Origin of the sequence: Haladaptatus sp. CMAA 1909 (assembly GCF_043952005.1) — an archaeon.
GTDB lineage: Archaea > Halobacteriota > Halobacteria > Halobacteriales > Haladaptataceae > Haladaptatus.
Map to the genome: position 1 here is coordinate 358,946 of NZ_JBIOAV010000001.1, position 19,620 is coordinate 378,565.

A 19,620-nucleotide genomic window follows, 5' to 3' on the forward strand; every position below is an offset into this window, starting at 1 on the left:
AAGCACTTGGCGACCATCGGCCGCTTGAATCGAATTGACACCCTCTCTCCCCGAAGAGCAGGGCAGTATCTCCGACTTTCCGTGACTAACTAGCTCTATGCTATTTGAGGGTCACAGTGGTAGATCGCTGCATGCCTTCAGATGGGTCCGCTTCCAGCGGAAGGTCTCATCCCTCTACGGCTGTAAAGGCGGGCGTACGATACTGGGGTCCAGCGATCGCCGTCAGTCTGACGACGTTCATTATCGTCATCAACGCGTCCCTGATGAACGTGGCGATTCCCACGATGGTGGACGAGTTCGATACCACGGTCACCGCGATTCAAGGGGCGGTCGCACTCTACTCGCTGGTGATCGCTGCGCTGATTCTCCCGGCCGGTACCCTGCCGTCTCGGCATAGCAGTCGGCGTGTAATGGCAGTCGCACTGATCGTCTACGCCGGCGGGACGCTGGTGGCGGCGATTAGCTGGAATACGACGCTCCTCTATCTCGGCTGGTCGTTCATCGAGGGTTCCGCGGCCGCCGTGTTATTCCCCCTGACGTTCACTGTCTTGACGGTCAGTTACGAAGACGATGACCGGGCGAAGGCGTTCGGACTGTTGGCCGGCGTGGGCGGGGTTGGGTCGACGCTTGGACCGATTATCGGCGGCGCACTGACCACGTACGCGAGTTGGCGGTGGGGTTTTACGCTCCAACTCGTCGGAGTGGGGGTAATTCTCCTCTTCGTTCGGTACGTGACTCCAAACCCGCTGTCGGAAACCCACGGTTCGCTGGACAAGGGTGGGACGGTTCTGTCCATCGTCGGTGCGACGACGCTCGTCACCGGATTCCTTCTCAGCGGGAAGTACGGATGGCTCCTCGCGAGGCGGCCGTTTTTCGTCGGCGACGTGCAGTTCAACCCGTTCGGCACGTCCCCGGCGATCTGGTTCCTCGGGGTCGGACTGCTCGCCTTCGCCGCGTTCGTTCAGTACGAACGCCGAATAGAACGCGCCGGGAAATCACCGCTCGTTCCGCTGAACGTGCTGACGAACCGCTCTTTTTTATCCGGTGTCATCGCGTACAACGTTCGGTCAGTAATCTAGGCTGGCTTCATGTTCATCTTCCCGGTCTATCTCCAAGCAGTACTCGGATACACCGCCTTTGAAACGGGTGTCGCGTTGCTACCGTATTCCCTCGCGTCGGTCCTGTTCGCGACGTTTACGCCAAGTTGGCGTCGGTTCATCTCGCCGAAGACGCTCATCCAGGTCGGCATCGTATCTATGGGCTTCGGACTGATGTTGTTGTACGAGCAGACGGGACCCGATCAGACGATCGGCAGGATGGTTATCCCGGTGGCGCTGTACGGGGCCGGTGTCGGGCTCATACTGGCACAGATAACCAACATGACGATGTCGGCCGTCCCCACCGCGGACTCCGCCGAGGCGTCCGGAGTCCTGAACGTGAGCAGTTCGATCGGATTTTCGCTGGGGACGGCGGTCGTCGGTTCGTTTTTTCTCGGACGGTTCTACGGCAGCGTCGTCGACGGCATCCTGCGAGCGCGCGGCGTGTCGGTCTCGATGAAACAACGGTACGAGTTGGTGATCGCGCTCGAAGACGCAGCGGAGACGGCGACCGAAGCCACGCAGCGACACTTCCTGAACCAACTCGCTCCTCCGCAACGACGATTGCTCAAAAGTATTTTTAAGGCCGCGATGTTCGACGCGCAACGGGCGGCACTGCTCCTCTTGGTACTGTTCGTGTTGCTCCTACTCATCGCATCGACGTTCTTGCCCCGGCGAATACCGGACGCCGACGAATGAGCCGACCATCCCGAATTACTTCGGAATTCGACACGTGAGAAAGCTAAAACGCTATAGAATCGAGTGTATCGGCACGGCGTCTGTATCGGCGGTAGAGTCTCTCGGCCCATGCACGGGCATCGTGGTTATCTGTGACCGCGACGGCAGCCAGCGTCCCGCGGTCCTCGCCGAAACCTGTGAGAACGAGTGTGTCGTCGTAGAGCGAGAAGTCGACCACTGAATCCTCAACGACGTGCACAGTGGTATTCCGGTGGGTTCGAATCCGTGTGTGCAAGTCGCCGTGCTGGCTTTCGAGGCGTTCGAGTACCGCTCGTGGAAGGCCCCACTCGAAGTCGACCCCGGACTCAACACGGTCGACGGTTCGAGTGAGGGTTATCGGCGAGCCGAAACTCGTCGAAACGCCGTAGATGCGCTCGCTGGCGTTGGCGATGATCGACTCCAACCGTTGTTCGATGGCGTAGGGGGCCTCGGAGTCGGCCTCCATGACCACCGCGTCCGTGAACAGATGGGTGTTCGAGCGCAATACCGGAGCATCGATACAGTCCAATACCGGCCGAAGCCGTCTGGCTCCGTCGAGCGCTGCCCGAAACTGCTCGATACGATCGAGCGCCGTCGTCCCGAATCCGGTGAGGAGATAGCCGCCGTCGGCTTGTTCGAGCAGACCGTGTTCGACGAGTTCGGTCGTCGCTCGGTACGCCGTCGTCCGCGAGCAGTCCGCACGCTCTGCGATGGTCGAACGACTCACGGGTCCGTCACGACAGGCGGCCAGCATCGGGGCCCGTCGTAGCAACTGGGTGTCCCCATCGAGCGCCGATTGGTTCATACGCATACATTTGTGTTGTCCGACATAACGTTTCAGGAATTGTCCATCGTTTCAACCGTGAAACACTGTCCTGTCGGTGGCTATAACTGCGAACATCAACCACCTCATGTCATGAATGATATGATAATGAACTGTAACACGTCCATTTGCATCGTAGCGACGAGAACGACGGACGGAGGAAAACGATGACCACCGACTACGACGTCATCGTGGGCGGTTCCGGTATCGCCGGATCGACGACGGCAACGATCCTCACCGACGCCGGGTTGGACGTGCTGTTGGTCGAGGCGAGTGCACATCCACGCTTCGCCATCGGAGAAGGGCTGTTGCCACAGAGTTCGATGTGGATGTGGATCGTCGGCGAATACTTCGACATCCCGGAGATCCGATATCTGAGTGACGCAGACGAAGTGGTGAACAACATTACATCATCGTGCGGAATCAAACACTCGATCGCGTTCAGCTACCATCGAGAGGGCGAGTCGTTCGACGGCGACGACGCCCACCAACTCATCCCACCGCGGTTGCCGCTCTACAGCGAGAGCCACTTCCTGCGCGCCGATATCGACCACTACCTCGTCGAGACTGCCGAAGCCTACGGCGTCGATTACGTCGACGAGACGCCCATCGTCGATGTCGATATCGGTACCGATGACGTCACCGTCACCACTGACGACGGGGAGACGACGGCCGCGTTCTATATCGACGCAACCGGTGGGAACTCGGTGCTCGCCGAGAAGCGCGGCTACCACGAGGAGGCGTCGGCGCTCACCACCGACTCTCGGGCCATCTTCGCACACGTCGAGGGACTGGAGCCGTTCGACGACGTTATCGCCGAAGCGGACCGCCCCGGACAGTCGAACCGTCTCCACGACGGCACACTCCACCACGTCTTCGACGGCGGCTGGATGTGGATCATTCCGTTCGACAACTTCGAGCGCTCGGACGCGACGAAGGCGAGCGTCGGGTTGGTGCTCGACCGCGACGCCTACCCGGCCGACGAGTCCGCGACTCCCGAAGAGGAGTTCTTCAGCATCGTCGAGCGGTTCCCCGGTATCGCGCGTCACCTCGGCGGTGTCGAGCCGACAACGCCGTGGGTTCGGACGGGACGCCTGCAACGCACGGCCAGTCGCTCGTCCGGTCATCGCCACTTCCTGACGAGCAGTACGTACGGCTTCGTTGACCCACTGTACTCCCTCGGTCTGGTGAACACATTCGAGTCGGTGTTCGTCTCGACGAATCTCCTGTTGGACGCGTTCGAGGCCGACGACTTCTCGGCCGAGCGCTTCGAGCGGCTCGATGACCTCCACCGCGAGCAGATTGAGACGGTCGACGCCACTGTCAGCAACGCGTACAAGGCGCTCGGTGACTTCGCCGTCTGGAACGCGTGGGCACAGTTCGAACTCGCACAGATGCTGTTCGAGGACCTCTACATTCAGCGCCACTGTTTCGACTATCTCGAATCAGGCGAGCGCACGGTGTTCGACAGCTTGCTCACCGAACGTAGGCCGGGCGTTGAAGCGCCGTTTGCCCCTGACGCGAGTGCGATGTTCGAGACCACGTCGGACGCACTCGACGGCTACGCCGCCGGAGAAGTGTCGGCCAAGGCGGCTGCCGAGGTCATCCTCGGCGAACTGCGCGACGCCGAGTGGCTGCCGAAGCACGTCTACGACTGGGGGAGCGAGGATGCCCGTCACGTCGATTTCAGCGATCCGGAACTCGTCGACGCGTTCATCACGTGGGGGAAAACCGAATCACCGAATCATCTCCGCGAGCAGCTCTTCGACTTCCAGCTTCCCAAGATGGGGTAAGCCGCGTTCTCTCGTATTAATAAAAAAAATGGATGTCGGTTCGGTTGCTGTTCGTTCGAGTTCCGTTTCTATAGCGATCGGATTTCTGTCTCGATATCGGCCGGAACGTCGATGGGATTCACGTCGTCCGGGTCGCCGTCGAAGAGAATTCGGTCCTGACCGCTACCGACGTATCCGTGGGAAATCGCAGTACCGTGACTTGTCACTTCGAGATGGTCTCGGTCGAGTAGCTCTTTGTCCTTGTATACCGCACCCGAATCCGGAACTTCGATATCGAATTGTCCGCTACCGTTGCCCGGTGCCGTCACGATGAGTTCGTTTTCCGTTGCGGCGGCGGCCGTTCCGGTCGCCGCTATACCACCGACGACTAACGACGCGGCGGCCTTTTTCACAAACGACCTTCTGCCTTCTGTATTTTTACCTGATATGCATTAAATAAACTATAGTATATAAATATAAATCTTTTCTAGATTGAATTATAAAATAACATGTTCGCGGAATTGATTCCTTCATTGTGCTATCCGTGTTGGTAACGACCTAATCGTCGACACGAGTAAATGCGGTGGCCTCGGCACTCATAGGGTTCGTCATAACCGGCCGCCACGCCGGTTCGGAACGCCGTTCTCGTCATCGGCCGTTCAACCCTACTCCGCTCCAGCACAAAAATCCATCACACCACATTCCATAACACACATTTTCACACCGCGTTCCACAACACACATTTCCCGCCCCGTCGTCGTTCAACTATGGCAGACGTTCTTCCCGACGAAGCCGAAATTCTCCTCGCCGAGGAGTCGGTGATGGCGCACCTCGCGACCTGCTCCGACGGACGACCACACGTCGCGCCGGTGTGGTACCACTACGCCGACGGAACGGTGTCGATTCTCACTGGCGGGCGAAAACTGGAGAACCTCCGCGAGAACCCGCGAGTCGCGGTTTCCATCCAGAAGGACATCGCCGGAACGGCGGAGTGGAAGGTCACGATGCTGGGGACGGCGCGGGTGATCGAGGACAAAGAGGAGGCGCTGAAGGCCGCCGAACGGATCAACCCGCGCTACGGTGCGGACGTGGACGCCTATCCGGAAAACACGTTGGTCAGAATCGACGTGGGGTCGGGGACGTTCATGCGGTACTGAGTAACGCGGTACTGATCTTTCGACTACTCGATTCGCTCTCTCGCGGCGGCGACGACCAACGGGAGCGTAATCGTCGCGTCGGCGTAGACGGAGACGTTTCGCGCGGCCTTTTCGAGTTTGCCCCACGAGCGCGCTTCATCCAGCGTGGCACCGGAGAGGCCGCCGGTCTGCGGCGGGTCCATCGTCAACTGGACGGCGTACTCGTAGGCCTTCGGCGAGACGAGCATCGTCTGGAGAACGTAGTTCTTCGGAACGCCGCCGCCGACGACCATGGCACCTGCGCTGTCGGCCTCGAACGCGAGGTCCGTGAGGTGGGTCATGTCCGTCAACGCGTCCAACTGGAAGTCGGAGGTCTGGGAGTACATCCACGCCTGCAATCCGAGGACGGAGTCCTGCACGGCGGGGCAGTAGATGGGGACGTCGTTCTCGTAGGCCGCTGCCGCGATTCCAGCGTCCTCCTCGACGCCCTCGCGTTCGTTCACCTCGCCGTTCGCGCGGCCGAGTTCCTCCGTCAGGCGCTGGATGGTGACGGTCTCCTCGATGTTCGGGAACACCTCGGAGCGGAGGTGGGACTCGAACAGCGCGAAGTGTTCCTGTGGCAGGTAGACGTTGTAGATTCGGTCCACCTCCTCGTCGCGCAGTTGCTCGTCGTGCTCGCGCATGGATTTGCCGTCCTGTTCGTCCCTTCCGTGTTCACCCGTGTTTTGCGAGTGTGAGCAGGAAGGGCGTGCCCTTCCGTGGTGGTGTTTGCCGCCGATACCTTCGATAGCGTCGTGGGTGAGGTTCGCGCCGGTCGTCACCAGCGCGTCGATGTGGCCGTCGCGGATGAGGTCCGCGACGATTTTCCGCATTCCGGTCGGGACCATCGCGCCCGCGAGTCCGAAGAAGGTGGTCACGTCGTCGGAAAGCATCTCGGCGTAGATGTCCACGGCTTTATGGATGTTCGCTGCACCGACTCCCGCGTTCCCGTACTCGTCGGCCAGTTCGCCGACGGTCATCCCGGCACGCACTTCGGCGTGGGCGATGGGGTCGTGACGGAACTCCTCGCGGTGAACGCGGTGCTCGTGTTCCGCGTGGTTCCCGTGGTCGTCGTGATTCGCCTCATCGTAGTCCTCGTCGTGGTCGTCGTGCTCATCGTGGTCAGTCATACGCCACAGTGTCGGCTACAGGTGATTCAATGCCTCGGTTAGAAACTGTGTTGCCGACTGCCACGAGGGCGCGCGTGACGCGAGGTCAAGGGCCAGAGACGCTTCGATTAGCCGTAACCGAAGTTCGGCTATCGGGGCCGGTCGGCGGCGGCCCGTGTCCGGCGAGACCGGAACGTGACCTCGATGGTTCCGGCGGTCCTCTCGGGCCGTTGATACCCGCAGGACACGTCCGTTTCCTCGTCGCCTCCCCTTTTAATACCTCCTGTTTCGACGAAATCGTATGACGAATTGCGAAAATTCAGCGTGTCGATGTGAGTAGTTACAGACCGCCGCGAAAGTAGTTGTACCGGACGACGAGGGTAGTTGTAGCCGAAGAATGCGTAGTTACAGACCGGTTGGCGCGTCGATGAAGGTTGTCACCATGCCCCACTCACGGGCCAGCGATTCGAGCGACTGCACGCCGAACGTCTCCGTCGCGTAGTGGCCCCCGAGGACGACGTTCAATTCGGCTTCCCGCGCTTCGTGGTACACCTTTCCCTTCCCTTCACCCGTAATCAGTACGTCCGCGCCGACTTCGACGGCCTCGTCCAACCAGTCCGCACCGCTGCCGGTGACGATGGCGACGTATTCGACCGTCTCGGGGCCGAAGTCGAACTCCCGAACCCCCTGCCCGCCGGTATCGAGTTCGCTCGCCAACAGGTCGCTCAGCTCTCCCATCGTGAGGTCGCCGTGACCCCGTTGGCCGATGTGCTCCGGTCCCATCCGACCGAACGGTTCCCGCGATTCGAGACCGAGGAGGTCGGCGATACCCGCCGCGTTGCCGAGTTCGGGGTGGGAGTCGAGCGGGAGGTGCGAGACGTACAGCGCCACGTCGTTCTCGATGAGCGGCGCGAGTCGCCGATAGTCGCGGCCCGTCACGCGTTCGATGCCGCCCCACGAGAGTCCGTGGTGGACGACCAACGCGTCCGCGCCCCATTCGACGGCCTCCTCGATGGTCCGTTCGGCGGCGTCCACGGCGAACGCGACGCGTTCGACGGCGACGGATTCCGGGTCGTCTGGGCCGACTTGCAGTCCGTTCGCGCTGGCGTCGATGTCGGCGAAATCGTCGGTTCGAAGTCGGTCGTCGTATCGCTGGACGAGTTCGGCGAGATTCATACCTGTCCTTCGTGGTTCCGGCGGCTTGTATGCCTCGGCTTTCGGACCCTCCGCCAGCACGGTTAAGGCGGAGTGCGGACGATATTTACTCCCCCATCTCGGGGAAAAGCGACGACGGAGGTGTTCGATCATGAGCAAGTTCCGTAAGGCCATGTCCACGTGGCGACGTCTTCCACGACGGTTCAGGCGACGTATCATGCGCAAAGTACGGCGCGCGCTCTAACAGCGCCTCTTCCGCTTTTCAGGGTGACACCATCGACGGAGAGAAATCTCTACGGTCCGGACTCGTTCACCGTTCTTCGAAAAACGACTACAAACACTCGTTTTTACTTCGACTCACGCCGTCGTTTCGGCGTGTGAGAACACGAACTCGCGCAACAGCTTTCCGCCGAGGGAGGCCGCTTGGCCGTCGTCGCGGTCGTTTACCTCGACCACGTCGAAACCGACGACGTCCGCCGTTTCGGTCACGTCGCGCACCACATCGCGCATCTCTCGCGAGGTGAGGCCGAACGGTTCCATCGTGCCGGTCCCGGGAGCGAACGCGGGGTCGGCGCCGTCGATATCCACGCTGAGGTACGCGCTCCCGTCGAACTCGGGTGTCCAGTCGGCCACGTCTTCGGGTGGCACGACGGTTACGTCCGATTTCGCGGCGCGTTCCCACTCCTCCTCGCTGCCGGTTCGAGCGCCGAGAATCACGGCTTCGTCGGCGATATCGAGGACGTGTCGGGTAACGGTTGCGTGGCTCAACGGGTTGCCGTCGTACTCCTCGCGCAAATCGAGGTGGGCGTCGAGGCAGACGAACACGTCGGGGTCGGTCGCGCGAACGGCGGCCCCCGTGACGGTGTGTTCCCCGCCGAGGAGCAGGGGGACGGCGTCGTCCCAAACCACGTCGGTGACGACGCCTTCGAGGTACTCCAAATATTCCTCGGCGTCGTCCCACGCGTACACGTCGCCGTGGTCGTGAACCGAACAGTCGGAAAAACGCTGCCCGGTTCGGCGGTCGTAGTCGTCGAAGGTCCGTGCAAATTTACGGATTTCGTCGGGACCGAACCGCGTGCCGGGCTGAAACGTGGTGGATACGTCGAGCGGCGCACCCACCACCACGAAGTCCGCATGTCCGCGGTCGGTAGACGCGCCGGGAAACATCTAGCGTACGATCTTTCGCTGCTCTTCCATCTCGAGGTACTCGATGGTGTCGTCGGGCGAGATGTCCATTCCCTCGGGCGTCTTGATGGTGATGGTTTCGTAGGTGTCGAGGTCCATGACCTGTGCGACCGTTTCGCTCTCGACGCTGACGACCTGTCCCTGTTTGCGGTTGATGATCGGGACCCAAATCTTCGCGTCGACGGGCTGGCTCAGGCTTCGCTTCTTGTCGTCGAAAACGCCTTTCCCCTCGATTCGCGCCTTCGCACTGCCGTGTTTACCGGGTTTGGCCGTGCTGTAGGATTTGATGACGCACGCTGCGTCGTCCATCATCAGGTAGTTGCCTTCTTTGAGTTCGCGGACTTCCTTTTGCTCTTTCGCCATGTCGCGGAATTGCCCTCCCGTCGGTATAAACCGTTTGGAAACGCGTCGCGTCCGCTCGTAGGTTGTGGAAACGAAGAACGCACAGGAACCGCGAATAGAACCCGGATGGGAAACGTTTTCCACGACGCCTACGACCGTGGCTGGCTTCCACCAGTTTCACGAACGCCGTTTTCACGCCGTCCGTTACTTGGCCTTCACGATCGTCTTTGCGGACGATTACTGCGTCGCTTCGGTTTTCCGTCGGAGCGTTGACCTCGTTGCCGTTTGACCGACCACTTGGTGTTTGCCCCGCGTTTCCGTCGAATCGACGGAAACCATCCGGTTTGTTCTCGTGGTTCCTGCGACATCCGTATATTGATCATCGATAATGATAAACGTTTTTCAGGAGTTCTGCCACGATACACGTGAACAAATAACATGGAAGGGCTTTTACCCACCGAGGCGAATCGCCACATATGCCGGAACACCCGCTGAAACAGCGGTTCGTCCTCGATACGTCCGTCTTCCTCTCCGAGGAGATTCGATCCGAAGGGGAGGAGTTGGAGGACGCGATCGAGCGCCTTCTCGACTCCATCGCCACCGCAAAACTCGCGCTCAACATCTCCTGTTATATTCCCCCGTCCGTTCACGGCGAACTCACGGTCATCCTCGAAGACCGCGGCGTCTCCGACAGCGTCCTCTCGAAACTCGAAACGTGGGTCATCAAGAAGAATCCCGCCCGCTACGAGGTGATGATTCCCGCCGAACTCGTCTATCGGTTCATCGACGAGATGAGCGGGCGCGTGGACAAGGGCCTCCGCGTGTCCGAAGACGCCGTCAGGGAAGCCTCGGAGGACGGCCACACCGATGTGGGTGCGCTCATCTCCGACTTGCGAAGCCAGTACCGCTCGACCCTCCGCCGCGGCGTCTTGGACTCCCGCGAGGACTTCGACCTGCTCATCCTCGCCCGCGAACTGGACGCCGGAGTCGTCACCGAAGATACCGGCATCATCAACTGGGCCGAGGATTTCGGCCTGCGCTACCTCCGCGGTCGCGATTTCCCGCCGCTCCTCGAATCGTATCTCGAAGCCAGCGAAGAGATGTGACTCCGACGATAGTGTTAAGATAGACTACAGGAGTTGTTTTCCCATGCTCTTGCTTCGGAATCTCGTCATCGACGCGACTAGCGAGCAGTTTCGTCTCGCGGTCCTCCTCGGCCTCGCGTCGATTCCCGTGACGGTGTGGGTGAACTGGATACTCACGCCGGACACCCTCCCTCGCAGCAGTGAGGTATCCGCGCTACTGATCGCATCCGTGATTGCGGGATACGTCTATCTGCCACGGTCAGCGACGAGTTCCCGTGCGGGTACGATAACGGGATTCGTCGGGGGGTTGCCGGTAGTGGTCTGGCAAAGTGCGATCGGGTTCGGCGACGCGTGGAATTTCCCGCTCGTCATCGATGTAGTTGGAGAATCCGCGTTGCGATTGGTGGTTGCGGGCGGGTTCGCACTCGTCTCCGTCATCATCCTCCTTGCTATCGTTTTGCTGGTCGGCAGAGTGGGTGGCAGTATCGGTGGATGGCTCAACGAGCGCCTCCACTCGTCGCGAATGTTCGGTTCGGCCGGCTAACCGAAATTTCCCTTCGAACGTATTCACGTGAACGGACGGGACCACCGAAACGGACCGAACACTACCGAAACGCGTCCGCTACGCGTGACCGTCGAGGAACGACTCGACGCGCCCCAATCCGTCCTCCAACTCCTCCGCGGGCAGTCCGAACCCGATGCGGAAGTACCGGTCGAAGCCGAACAGGTTCCCCGGCGCGAGAACGACGCTCTCTTCCTCGACCACGCCGCGACAGAATTCCTCGCTGTCCTCGAAGCCGTCCGGAATCCGAACGAACCCGTTGACGCCCACGGGGTCGTACCACTCCAACCCGTACTCGTCCACAAACTCGCGGACTCGCTCGCGGTTGCTCGCCGCCAACTCGCGGTTCTCCGCGAGGATGTCGTCCTCGTGGTCGCCGAGGGCCTGCCGGGCGACGTGCTGGTCGATGATGCCCGGTGAGATGGTGGTGTAATCCTTCCACTCCCACGCGCCGTTCACAACCTCCTCCGCCCCGACGAGCCATCCGAATCTGAGTCCGGCGAGTCCGTAGGCCTTCGTGAGACTCGTCGTGCTGATGCCGTACTCGCCCATACTGGCGACGGGGTCAACCGGGTCGGGCGAGAGCAGTCGGTACACCTCGTCACAGAGCAGGTACGCCCCGGCATCCTCCGCGAGGTCGTAGAGGGCTTCCACCTTCTCCTGCGGATGATACCGTCCCGTCGGGTTGTTCGGATTGTTGAGGACGATGACCCGCGTGTTCTCCTGAATCGCGTCGGCGACGGCGTCCACGTCGAGTTCCCACTCCGGCGGTTCGAGCGACACTCGGGTCACTTCTCCCATCGACTCGGGTACCGCATGGAGCGCTTGGTAGGTTGGGGTGATCACAACTGCGTGCCCGTCGTCCAGCAGACTCAGAAACGCCAGAAAGTTCGCCTCCTGCGTCCCGCAGGTGAACAGCACCTCGTCGACGCTCCGGCCGTAGCGCTCGCCGACCTCAGCCCGAAATTCGGGGTTCCCGTTCGTCGGGATGACGTAACCCAACTCGCCGGGGTCCAAATCGAAGCGGTCGGCGTCCAGACTTCGAATGCCGCTCTCGGCCAGCATGATGTCGGCCTCGTGTTCGTACTCGGCGAACCAGCGCTCCAAGCCGAAGGGTTCGATGTTCATACTCGGAGTTGGAAGCGGTCGGTCGAAAAGCTACGGAATGTGGCAGGGAGGGAATTGAGAGAACTATCGCGGTGACGGGACGGATTTCTCTGGACGGGTCGTACTGTCTGTCGTGACCGATGGTCGAACCGGCGGGGAAACGGACGCCGACGAGGAAGTGCGAATCGGTCGGAGAAAGAACGCTTGCTTCGGCGCAAAGCGTTCACCCGGTCGGAAATCGCAACCAGTCTCGACGAGGACCCGAACACAGTTGGGACAGCCCTCTCGCGGTTGAAACAGCGTGAACTCGTGCGACACAGAGGAGAGTACTGGGCAATAACGAACGATCTTGATCGGGTTGCAGACGCGTATGCTCTCCACACGATCACGGAACGGCTCAATCAAGACGAAGGAGCGATCGAACCTGACGAATGGGATGCAGTCGCTCCGGACAATCGCATCCAAGCGAGCGAGACGACTAGATGCAACCGGAACGTGGCGATGTGGTTCGAAGTTCGGACCCGTTCAAACTGGGCGAAGAGAGCCAACGACCGTGGCTCATCATCAACAACGAATCGCATCCGTTCGGCAACGAGCAGTACGTGGCTGTCGCTCCCTTGACGAAAGAGTACGGCGATTCGATTCCCTTAGAGTCAGCTGTCTGGAAAACAGGTGGTGTACCGTACGAATCGTTTCTCTCTCATGGGCAGTCCACTCCCCTCGTATCGAAGATCTGATGGCGTGGTAGGGTCGAGTCACGAAGGAATTCGTCGATCACGTCGTTGATTCGCTTGAGATGTATCTTCGATGACGGTAACTGTACCCACAGATTTCATTGAGGGTACCGGGGTTGGTTCACTTCTGCTTCGGATGTTCGCCGGAAGGAATCCGGCTGTATGTTAATTATAGAGGGTACACTTTGCTCTCAATCGGATTCGCTATCAGCTATAAACTGGGCCACACCATCCCGGAAAGACCAGTCCTCTTCACTATTCTCAGCGATGACGATCATCACATTTTCTGGAGAGATCCCCGGATCCTGGTCTAATAATTCCGTCACACGAGCGTAAAACGCCTGTTTGTCTTCGCGATCTTGGCCAGCACGCATTGTCAACTCAAGCACGGCTCGGTCCCCGTCCCGATCTTGTAACTCGAGATCCTGCGGAGGGAGTTCTCGAATGAGTTGATAGCGATCACCTGGTGGGAAGTCAAGCGTATCGATCACAGCCGTGTTGACCGCGTTAGCGACTGTATTTCGATACTCGTCGGACTTGCCTGCCAGCACTGAAATTGTAACTAACGGCATACGGAATCACTTTCGTCCTGCTCGATCACAGCTTTTGCAAGCGTGTCTTTGTGACCCTCATTTGGACCGCCAGCTATCGTCAGGAGTTTCGCATCACGAAGGTAGCGCTCAACGTGATATTCGGTAGTGTATCCAAGACCGCCATGGAGTTGAACCGCTCTGTTCGCATTGTCGACTGCGGCCTGCGTTGCGTTGATCTTCGCCATGGCAAACTCGCGTGTTACATCGTGGCCCCGATCAGCGCGGTCAGCCGCTCGAAGTGTGAGCAATCGAGCTACGTCGACACGTTCTGCCATCTCGCCGATCTCCCATCGCACGCCCTGGAAGTCACTGATATGCTGGCTGTATTGTTCTCTTGAACTCGTGTACGAAACTGTGTCTTCGAGCGCAGCACGAGCGATACCAACACCTCGAGCAGGAACGTTCACACCGGTGTGGATTTCACCACGTTCGGTGTATCCCTCTTCTTCCTCACCAATGAGGCGATCAGCAGGGACATGGACGTCTGAAAGTGAAACACGCGGCGATTTAACGCTGTTTGCGCCTAACGTGTCCCAGTCGTTCTCTCTATCGAACTCTTCGGTTGGCACGAGAAACGCGCTAATGTTGTGCGGTGCGGCCTCATCGGGTCCGGTCTTCGCGTACGTGAGGACGTAATCCGCGTCATAGAAGTTCGTCACCCATTGCTTGTGGCCGTTGAGTACCCATCTATTCCCCTGCCGTTCGGCCGCTGTTTCCATCTCCAATTTGTTGCTCCCGGCGTTGGCTTCGCTTTGTCCGAGCGCACCGACTGTCTCAAACGTCGCCATCTCGGGAAGGAATGCGTCACGTTGCTCCTCGGAGCCGAAGCGCTCGATGACTGCCGCGACGCCGATATGCAGTCCAAGGGCACTCGCTACGGACATACACGCAGCTGAAAGTTCTTCGATCATCAGCGCGAGTTCGACGAGACCTTCTCCTCGTCCGTCGTATTCCTCAGATAGCGTCAATCCCGCGAGGCGACGATTACCGAGTTCGTCGAGGATTTGGCTGGGATACTCGCCTTGCTCATCTAACCGTTTCACTTCGGGTCGAATTTCGGTTTCTGCAAACTCCCGAACATCGTCTCGAAGTGACCGTTGGGTCTCTGTTAGTTCGAATTCCATAGATGGGTACGGTACTGGCGAACCATTAAACCGGGAGCCGGACATAGCAGGTCTTCTTCGATTGCGACCGAGAGGCATACTACCATCTAAAGTTAATCCGAACCTCGAAGAATAGCCCCTACGAGAGCCGTGTGAGTCCGTTTTGTCCCAACAACTTCGCTTCAACTTTGTGGAGATGTTCGTGCAGGGTAGACGTAGAAATGTTCAATTCATTCGCTAGCTCACGGGCCGATGTTTCTTTCGGGTGTTCGTAGTATCCCCTTTTGCGGGCGAGTTGCAGTACTTCCAGCTGGCGTTTCGTGAGGTGATCCAGAGGAAGCGCATTTGTCGCGGGCTGATGGCTTCTTTGTTCCATACTACGAATGTTGATCTCCGCATTCATCTCTTCGCGGACTTGTTCAAATTTCGTCTGAACCGTCTCCCGGTCACGGTTTGTGGCAAGTGACCAATATTCGCGTCCATCCCGGATATCGATCGGACCAGTACAGACGAACCCTCGAGACGTCAGAGGTTGGCTGATCTGCTTGCGTCCGTCGTGATTAACGAGGAGTTCCCGCACTACGTTCCCTGGTTTCGACACGGTTGTTCGCTGGAAGCCAGGGGCCATCTCGGACACGGAGTGGACATGTTTTGATGCGTTCGTAGCTTCGATTCCTTCTGCAATCGTCTCCTGGTCATCTGCGTATATCGTAAAGAGTGTCGCAACATCATCTCCAGTCGAATATATTCCGTATCCGAGAAATCCAGCCGCAACTTGCTCCGTAACCTCGATTTCCCAGCAATCGGGATACCAGAGGTCAATCGACACATGGAGTATTTCCTCACCGTTCTCGGGACCGATCATGGTTGGTGGTTATTCATAGTGGTTCGTAGAGATTGTCATCGGGAAGTGGCCCCTCGGAGTGGAATTTCGTTACCGAGAGATTCGCACCACGACCGGCGCACAGGTCGAAAGAAGATACCGGAAATACCCACTGCCGCTTATCGATTTAAAATGTGACAATATGATACTAATTATCGACAAAGTCCTTATTACCCACGTTCTATAACTCAATATGATTGAGGCTGAAAAAACACTCTTTGGACTTATACTCCTAGTTGTGGGCGTATTCGGGTACCGGTACGCCTATGAGTTGTCACGGTTGAGTGAACGTATCGATTCGATTGGGAGTACAACACCGTGGGATGAGGTGGAGCCAGCAAACTGGAGCGTCCTTCTTAGTCAGGTCATTAGTATCATCGTGGTAGGAGTTGGTGTGTTAATGCTTCTTGGCGGGATCTTTTGAATAGCTCCGAATTGATGGTGGACACTACGAACTGCACATAGATCGATCCGGGACTCCCGGGGTGGTGTTACTTCCGCGTATGGATTCGGGGAGAAGAAACCGGCTTCACGCTGATTGGAGCGCGTTAATCAGTCCAAACCCGGCCCACGATCAGACAGCAGTACGGGAACAGTCACGAGTACCGCGAGCAACAGACCGGATCCGATGATGACGAAAAACGCATCTGATATCCCCTTTGCTGTCACGTAATCGTACGACAAAGCAATCGTCGTGATTACGGAAAACCCAATCAAAAGAAGTCGGCGAAACTCCGAAGATCGGTACACGGCGGGCACGTTCATGATCTGTATCAGAACGCTCGCGAATAAATACGTATGGGTGGTGACTGATAGGTAGTCACCATCCCAATTACTAGATATCGTGAATTCGACTCAGGGAACGCCGACGTACTCGTGACGGCGGTAGAGGTACAGCAGGGCGAACGGGATGCCGATACCGAACCACATGGCGAGGCCGAGGAGCGTGTACTCGGACCGGGGTTCCCACTCGGACACCGACGCGATGTACCGTCGGTCGAAGTGGATTCCGACGGCGACGGCGGCGGGGGCGGTGAAGTACGCGAGAGCGAGAACGAGTCCGACCACCGGCGGAAGGTACGAGAGGGTACTCGACGGTTCGAGGCGGAAGGCGATCGCGGAAACCGATAGACCGAGCGTGGCAGAAACCGACAACAGCAGACTCGGGAGGAGGAGTATCCACCAGTGGCTGTCCGTGCTGTTGGCGGAGGGGTGGGCGGTCGTCGTCATTGTTCAAATGAATGAACAGAGGTCGCAAAAGGATTGTGGAGCAGAGGTGGTAATTCTACTTACTCCCCGCGTCGCTCCCGCAGGTTCTGGCGCGTGAACTGCGGCGTCGCCCGAATCCCGCGGCGTTTGCGGAACGAGCGGTAGAGCAGGAGGGTGATGAACAGCGAGATGACTCCGGCAACCGCGGCGGCGGGGAACGCACCCGCCGCGTACAGCACCGCCGTCGTCAACCCGCCGAATGCGAGGAGGATGCCGAAGATGAGCCGCTTCGCCAGCAGGTCGAAGACGTCGTTGTCGTCCTCGATACTGACGCGGGCGTAGAGGTTGTCACGGTCGATTTTGTCGAGCGTGCGCTCCAGTTTCGGCGGCGTCCGGACGAGCGACTGGGCCGACGCTTGCAGTTGGTCGCCCGTCTCGGAGACGTACTTCTTGATGGACTCCTCGCGGTACCCCTCGTCGGTGAGGTACTCCGTCGCCACCGCGATGAAGTCGAATTCGGGGTCGAGGGTCACACAGACCCCTTCAACGACCGTCGCCACACGAAGCACGAGCGCGAGGTTCGACGGCAGGCGGAGCGGGAACTCGTAAATCGTGTCCTCGACCTGCGAGACGATCTGCTGGACGCGGTAGGTTTCGATGTCCTCGCCCCGCGCGTCCTCGATGGCGAGTTCCATCACGCTCCCCATCGTCGCCCGGTCGGCCTCCGGGCTGAGGGTACCCATCTCGATGAGAGCGTCGAGGATTCCTTCGATGTCCTGGTTCGCCACCGCGATGTAGAAGTCCACGATTTTGCGCTGGATGAACTCGTCCACCCGCCCGCTCATGCCGAAGTCGTAGAAGATGATGCGCCCGTCGTCGGTGACGGCGAGGTTGCCGGGGTGCGGGTCGGCGTGGAACACACCGTCCTGAATTATCATCTGGAGGTACGCCCGCTGGAGGTTCTCGGCGATTTCGTGGCGGTCGAGTCCCTTCTCGTCCAGTTCGTCGACGCGGTTTATCTTCGTCCCGCCGAGGAACTCCATCGTGAGAACGCGTGCCCCCGAGTGACTCTCGATGACGCGCGGGATGGCGATATCGGGATCGTCCTCGAAGTTCTCCCGTATCTCGCCAAGCATCTCCGCCTCCCGGTCGTAATCCATCTCCTCGCGAATCGTGCGGGCGAACTCGTCGGCGAGGTTTTCCAGCGAGAAGGCGCGTGCCTGCCCGATGAACCGCATGATGAGCGGGAGCGACCAACGGATGACTCGAAGGTCGGCTTCGACCAAGTCCTCTATTCCGGGACGTCTGACCTTCACCGCGACCTGCTCGTCGTCGATTTGCGCGTCGTACACCTGTCCGAGGCTCGCACCGCTTATCGCCTCGGTGTCGAACTCGTCGAAGTTGTCCGCCACGGGGCCGAGTTGGGATTCGATGACCTGCTCCGCGTCCGCCCACGGCGCTGGCGGCACCTCGTCTTGCAGTTTCGAGAGTTCGTCCACGTACTCGGGCGGAAGGACGTCGGGACGCGTGGAGAGGAGTTGCCCGAGTTTGATGAACGTCGGGCCGAGCGTGAGGAGGGATTCGAGGAGCGTGTTCGCCCGCTCGATTCGCATCTCGCTCGTCACCCGGCGCGACGACCCGAAGAACAGGAACCGATTCCGGTCGCGGGCGTAGCTCAGCAGCAGCGGCAGGAAGTGCCATGCGACGACGACGAACCGACGGTATGCGCGGAGGAATGCCAGTGTGACCACCCGCCGTTAGCGGCTCGTGACCGGGACCGACTCGTCCGGAGCCGACGCCTGTTTCGGGAGGGTGATTTCGAGGACGCCACGTGCGACCGTGGCCTCCGCACCCGCACCGGTGGCGTCCGGTGGAAGCGGGAGTTCGGCATCGAGGAACAGCGGACGCCCCTCGCTCACGTAGTCGAACTCGACGGGAACGTCCTTTTCGCGCCGCGCTTCTATCCGGAGGCGGCCATTCGTCACGTCGATGTCGATAGTTTCCTCGGTGACGCCGGGCATATCGAGAACGAGGAGGTAGGCCTCGTCGTTCTCCAACAGGTCCGCGAACACGGCGTCCGGGAGTTCTCGCAACGCATCGCGCAGCGCTGACATAGTTCCGTGTTAGGAGGCAGGACCGAAAAAGGGTGCGGTCTTGCTGGTCGTCTTACACCCCGAGGACAAACGCACCGATGCCGAAAAACAGGACGCCGGCGACCACGTAGGGAAGCCCCTTCGCCGCGACCCGCCACGCGGCACCGCGTTCGTCCGTATCGGAGATGAGGAAGTGCGTGTCGTCTCCGTAGCCGATGACGACGTTCACCTCGCCCGCATCGTGTCCGGCACTCGCGTCGTAGCGCGCTTCGCCGAGGATGTGGACCGACTCGTCGGGGTCGAGTCGCCGCTCGATGTACTTTCTGTCCTTTCCCGTGTTCAACTCGAACAGTTTGAGGTCGAGGCTTTTCTCCTCTGAACCGACGTCCTCGTTCTGCCGGATGAACTCCTGTACGCGTTCGGGAGGCCGTTTCCCGCCGCGAACGTCGATGGACCGTTCTGCGCTGAATCGAAAGTCGGCCGCACGCGGGTCCACGAGCGCGCTCGCCGTACCGTCTTCGACGCGAAACGGAGTGTGGTTTCGCCCGGAGTCGACCGTTTCCCAGTGACGGCCGTTCTTCGAGTTTCGCTCCTCTTCGACTTCGTACTCGTAGGCGAGACAGGGGGTCTCGGTGAACGGCGAGGTGAGCGTCCCGTGTTGTGGCCGGGCCGTTCCCTCCACTTCGACCGGACCGCCGTCACCCAGCGACATGACGTCGGTGGGGTCGTTGGTTACGATCCGATACGCGAGGACGAGTTCACGCCCGCCGTACCACAGCATCACACAGCCGAGCAGGGCGGCGATGCCGACGAGCGCGAGGGCGAACGGATGGTCGAGGAGGGCCATGCGGGACGATGTTGTTGGCGGGACGATAA

General features: G+C 59.6%; 21 protein-coding genes and 2 pseudogenes. 8 read left to right on the top strand and 15 right to left on the bottom strand.

Features of this window, described 5'->3' with window-relative positions; genetic code table 11:
* The first annotated feature begins 131 nt into the window (after positions 1–131).
* Positions 132–1,796 (top strand): annotated as a pseudogene (locus ACGYLY_RS01990) (MFS transporter).
* A gap of 43 nt (positions 1,797–1,839) precedes the next feature.
* On the opposite strand, the gene ACGYLY_RS01995 reads toward ACGYLY_RS01990, so the two are convergent.
* Entirely contained in the window at positions 1,840–2,619 is a 780-nt protein-coding gene (locus tag ACGYLY_RS01995; RefSeq protein ID WP_395283848.1) for a helix-turn-helix transcriptional regulator, read from the bottom strand.
* A gap of 185 nt (positions 2,620–2,804) precedes the next feature.
* Here ACGYLY_RS01995 and ACGYLY_RS02000 point away from each other — a divergent pair, with 185 nt between their 5' ends.
* Positions 2,805–4,430 (top strand): NAD(P)/FAD-dependent oxidoreductase, encoded by a 1,626-nt coding sequence (locus ACGYLY_RS02000; protein WP_395283849.1) that lies wholly within the window; start codon positions 2,805–2,807, stop codon positions 4,428–4,430.
* A 68-nt stretch (positions 4,431–4,498) separates the two neighbouring features.
* On the opposite strand, the gene ACGYLY_RS02005 is transcribed toward ACGYLY_RS02000, so the two are convergent.
* Positions 4,499–4,822 (bottom strand): hypothetical protein, encoded by a 324-nt coding sequence (locus ACGYLY_RS02005; protein ID WP_395283850.1) that lies wholly within the window; start codon positions 4,820–4,822, stop codon positions 4,499–4,501.
* Positions 4,823–5,176: 354 nt separating this feature from the next.
* On the opposite strand from ACGYLY_RS02005, the gene ACGYLY_RS02010 reads away from it, so the two are divergent.
* Complete coding sequence (locus tag ACGYLY_RS02010) at positions 5,177–5,566, top strand: pyridoxamine 5'-phosphate oxidase family protein (RefSeq protein WP_395283851.1); 390 nt, start codon at positions 5,177–5,179, stop codon at positions 5,564–5,566.
* A 23-nt stretch (positions 5,567–5,589) separates the two neighbouring features.
* On the opposite strand, the gene ACGYLY_RS02015 is transcribed toward ACGYLY_RS02010, so the two are convergent.
* From ACGYLY_RS02015 to ACGYLY_RS02030, 4 genes are all read right to left on the bottom strand, one after another.
* A complete protein-coding gene (locus ACGYLY_RS02015) occupies positions 5,590–6,714 on the bottom strand; it encodes a deoxyhypusine synthase (protein WP_395283852.1) in 1,125 nt (374 codons plus the stop codon).
* Positions 6,715–7,098: 384 nt separating this feature from the next.
* Positions 7,099–7,869, bottom strand: a complete 771-nt coding sequence (locus ACGYLY_RS02020; RefSeq protein WP_395283853.1) for a Nif3-like dinuclear metal center hexameric protein — start codon at positions 7,867–7,869, stop codon at positions 7,099–7,101.
* A gap of 336 nt (positions 7,870–8,205) precedes the next feature.
* Entirely contained in the window at positions 8,206–9,015 is an 810-nt protein-coding gene (gene speB, locus ACGYLY_RS02025; RefSeq protein ID WP_395283854.1) for an agmatinase, read from the bottom strand.
* Positions 9,016–9,396 carry a translation initiation factor IF-5A gene (locus tag ACGYLY_RS02030; RefSeq protein WP_395283855.1) on the bottom strand — a complete coding sequence of 127 codons (381 nt, stop codon included), beginning with the start codon at positions 9,394–9,396 and terminating at the stop codon, positions 9,016–9,018.
* A 455-nt stretch (positions 9,397–9,851) separates the two neighbouring features.
* On the opposite strand from ACGYLY_RS02030, the gene ACGYLY_RS02035 reads away from it, so the two are divergent.
* On the top strand, positions 9,852–10,481 hold the full coding sequence (locus ACGYLY_RS02035) for an RNA ligase partner protein (RefSeq protein ID WP_395283856.1): 630 nt from the start codon (positions 9,852–9,854) through the stop codon (positions 10,479–10,481).
* 43 nt (positions 10,482–10,524) lie between these two features.
* A complete protein-coding gene (locus ACGYLY_RS02040) occupies positions 10,525–11,004 on the top strand; it encodes a DUF5518 domain-containing protein (protein ID WP_395283857.1) in 480 nt (159 codons plus the stop codon).
* A 78-nt stretch (positions 11,005–11,082) separates the two neighbouring features.
* Here ACGYLY_RS02040 and ACGYLY_RS02045 read toward each other — a convergent pair whose 3' ends face one another.
* Complete coding sequence (locus tag ACGYLY_RS02045) at positions 11,083–12,150, bottom strand: aminotransferase class I/II-fold pyridoxal phosphate-dependent enzyme (RefSeq protein ID WP_395283858.1); 1,068 nt, start codon at positions 12,148–12,150, stop codon at positions 11,083–11,085.
* 183 nt (positions 12,151–12,333) lie between these two features.
* On the opposite strand from ACGYLY_RS02045, the pseudogene ACGYLY_RS02050 reads away from it, so the two are divergent.
* Positions 12,334–12,611: pseudogene (locus tag ACGYLY_RS02050) on the top strand (hypothetical protein).
* Complete coding sequence (locus ACGYLY_RS02055; RefSeq protein WP_395283859.1) at positions 12,612–12,866, top strand: hypothetical protein; 255 nt, start codon at positions 12,612–12,614, stop codon at positions 12,864–12,866.
* 188 nt (positions 12,867–13,054) lie between these two features.
* Here ACGYLY_RS02055 and ACGYLY_RS02060 read toward each other — a convergent pair whose 3' ends face one another.
* The 3 genes from ACGYLY_RS02060 to ACGYLY_RS02070 form a co-directional block, all read right to left on the bottom strand.
* Entirely contained in the window at positions 13,055–13,435 is a 381-nt protein-coding gene (locus ACGYLY_RS02060) for a tautomerase family protein (RefSeq protein ID WP_395283860.1), read from the bottom strand.
* Complete coding sequence (locus tag ACGYLY_RS02065) at positions 13,426–14,625, bottom strand: acyl-CoA dehydrogenase family protein (protein WP_395283861.1); 1,200 nt, start codon at positions 14,623–14,625, stop codon at positions 13,426–13,428. The genes ACGYLY_RS02060 and ACGYLY_RS02065 overlap by 10 nt, the downstream gene beginning before the upstream one ends.
* Positions 14,626–14,698: 73 nt before the next feature.
* Positions 14,699–15,424: a helix-turn-helix domain-containing protein gene (locus ACGYLY_RS02070; protein WP_395283862.1), complete on the bottom strand. Its 726-nt coding sequence runs from the start codon at positions 15,422–15,424 to the stop codon at positions 14,699–14,701.
* Between the two features lie 211 nt (positions 15,425–15,635).
* On the opposite strand from ACGYLY_RS02070, the gene ACGYLY_RS02075 reads away from it, so the two are divergent.
* Positions 15,636–15,866 carry a hypothetical protein gene (locus tag ACGYLY_RS02075; protein WP_395283863.1) on the top strand — a complete coding sequence of 77 codons (231 nt, stop codon included), beginning with the start codon at positions 15,636–15,638 and terminating at the stop codon, positions 15,864–15,866.
* Positions 15,867–15,994: 128 nt separating this feature from the next.
* Here the strand turns inward: ACGYLY_RS02075 and ACGYLY_RS02080 are convergent, their stop codons facing one another.
* The 5 genes from ACGYLY_RS02080 to ACGYLY_RS02100 form a co-directional block, all read right to left on the bottom strand.
* Entirely contained in the window at positions 15,995–16,207 is a 213-nt protein-coding gene (locus tag ACGYLY_RS02080; RefSeq protein ID WP_395291130.1) for a hypothetical protein, read from the bottom strand.
* A gap of 90 nt (positions 16,208–16,297) precedes the next feature.
* Positions 16,298–16,672, bottom strand: coding sequence for a hypothetical protein (locus ACGYLY_RS02085; RefSeq protein WP_395283864.1), 375 nt, complete (start codon positions 16,670–16,672; stop codon positions 16,298–16,300).
* A 59-nt stretch (positions 16,673–16,731) separates the two neighbouring features.
* Entirely contained in the window at positions 16,732–18,402 is a 1,671-nt protein-coding gene (locus ACGYLY_RS02090; protein ID WP_395283865.1) for an ABC1 kinase family protein, read from the bottom strand.
* 6 nt (positions 18,403–18,408) lie between these two features.
* On the bottom strand, positions 18,409–18,765 hold the full coding sequence (locus ACGYLY_RS02095; RefSeq protein WP_231185117.1) for an Hsp20/alpha crystallin family protein: 357 nt from the start codon (positions 18,763–18,765) through the stop codon (positions 18,409–18,411).
* A 52-nt stretch (positions 18,766–18,817) separates the two neighbouring features.
* The gene (locus tag ACGYLY_RS02100; RefSeq protein WP_395283866.1) at positions 18,818–19,591 is read right to left on the bottom strand and encodes a GIDE domain-containing protein; all 774 of its coding nucleotides are present in this window, start codon (positions 19,589–19,591) and stop codon (positions 18,818–18,820) included.
* Positions 19,592–19,620 lie beyond the last annotated feature (29 nt).

What these genes read in the sequence shown, in the direction of transcription:
- ACGYLY_RS01995 (WP_395283848.1), bottom strand. Translation starts at nt 2,619, where the DNA reads ATGAACCAATCGGCGCTCGATGGGGACACCCAGTTGCTACGACGGGCC.
- ACGYLY_RS02000 (WP_395283849.1), top strand. Translation starts at nt 2,805, where the DNA reads ATGACCACCGACTACGACGTCATCGTGGGCGGTTCCGGTATCGCCGGA.
- ACGYLY_RS02010 (WP_395283851.1), top strand. Translation starts at nt 5,177, where the DNA reads ATGGCAGACGTTCTTCCCGACGAAGCCGAAATTCTCCTCGCCGAGGAG.
- ACGYLY_RS02015 (WP_395283852.1), bottom strand. Translation starts at nt 6,714, where the DNA reads ATGACTGACCACGATGAGCACGACGACCACGACGAGGACTACGATGAG.
- ACGYLY_RS02020 (WP_395283853.1), bottom strand. Translation starts at nt 7,869, where the DNA reads ATGAATCTCGCCGAACTCGTCCAGCGATACGACGACCGACTTCGAACC.
- speB (WP_395283854.1), bottom strand. Translation starts at nt 9,015, where the DNA reads ATGTTTCCCGGCGCGTCTACCGACCGCGGACATGCGGACTTCGTGGTG.
- ACGYLY_RS02030 (WP_395283855.1), bottom strand. Translation starts at nt 9,396, where the DNA reads ATGGCGAAAGAGCAAAAGGAAGTCCGCGAACTCAAAGAAGGCAACTAC.
- ACGYLY_RS02035 (WP_395283856.1), top strand. Translation starts at nt 9,852, where the DNA reads ATGCCGGAACACCCGCTGAAACAGCGGTTCGTCCTCGATACGTCCGTC.
- ACGYLY_RS02040 (WP_395283857.1), top strand. Translation starts at nt 10,525, where the DNA reads ATGCTCTTGCTTCGGAATCTCGTCATCGACGCGACTAGCGAGCAGTTT.
- ACGYLY_RS02045 (WP_395283858.1), bottom strand. Translation starts at nt 12,150, where the DNA reads ATGAACATCGAACCCTTCGGCTTGGAGCGCTGGTTCGCCGAGTACGAA.
- ACGYLY_RS02055 (WP_395283859.1), top strand. Translation starts at nt 12,612, where the DNA reads ATGCAACCGGAACGTGGCGATGTGGTTCGAAGTTCGGACCCGTTCAAA.
- ACGYLY_RS02060 (WP_395283860.1), bottom strand. Translation starts at nt 13,435, where the DNA reads ATGCCGTTAGTTACAATTTCAGTGCTGGCAGGCAAGTCCGACGAGTAT.
- ACGYLY_RS02065 (WP_395283861.1), bottom strand. Translation starts at nt 14,625, where the DNA reads ATGTCCGGCTCCCGGTTTAATGGTTCGCCAGTACCGTACCCATCTATG.
- ACGYLY_RS02070 (WP_395283862.1), bottom strand. Translation starts at nt 15,424, where the DNA reads ATGATCGGTCCCGAGAACGGTGAGGAAATACTCCATGTGTCGATTGAC.
- ACGYLY_RS02075 (WP_395283863.1), top strand. Translation starts at nt 15,636, where the DNA reads ATGATTGAGGCTGAAAAAACACTCTTTGGACTTATACTCCTAGTTGTG.
- ACGYLY_RS02080 (WP_395291130.1), bottom strand. Translation starts at nt 16,207, where the DNA reads ATGAACGTGCCCGCCGTGTACCGATCTTCGGAGTTTCGCCGACTTCTT.
- ACGYLY_RS02085 (WP_395283864.1), bottom strand. Translation starts at nt 16,672, where the DNA reads ATGACGACGACCGCCCACCCCTCCGCCAACAGCACGGACAGCCACTGG.
- ACGYLY_RS02095 (WP_231185117.1), bottom strand. Translation starts at nt 18,765, where the DNA reads ATGTCAGCGCTGCGCGATGCGTTGCGAGAACTCCCGGACGCCGTGTTC.
- ACGYLY_RS02100 (WP_395283866.1), bottom strand. Translation starts at nt 19,591, where the DNA reads ATGGCCCTCCTCGACCATCCGTTCGCCCTCGCGCTCGTCGGCATCGCC.